This window comes from Anaerovorax odorimutans, assembly GCF_024459955.1.
In the GTDB taxonomy this organism is placed as follows: domain Bacteria; phylum Bacillota; class Clostridia; order Peptostreptococcales; family Anaerovoracaceae; genus Hominibacterium; species Hominibacterium odorimutans_A.
Genome location: NZ_JANFXK010000238.1, coordinates 1 through 226 on the forward strand (window position 1 = coordinate 1; position 226 = coordinate 226).

At 35.4% G+C, this 226-nt stretch carries 1 pseudogene; it reads left to right on the plus strand.

The features are described from left to right. Positions 1 to 115: pseudogene (locus tag NE619_RS19425) on the plus strand (IS481 family transposase); the annotation flags it as partial. Positions 116 to 226: the final 111 nt, after the last annotated feature.

The window sequence follows — 226 nt, forward strand, 5'->3', positions numbered from 1 at the left end:
GCTTCAAACCTATAACCGTAGGGATTATAACCAGTTTCCCATGAGACCTCTGGGGTGGAAATCACCACAAACTGTTCTGAGGGAATTTATTGATCGGGGTGTAACATATGTTTGACAAACCTACAACTTTTTTCTTCAAATTATTGCAATCACCTATTATTTTAGTATCAAAAACCTTAATTCCCTACCTATACGCTATATTATAAATAGAAAAGGAAAATCGCAG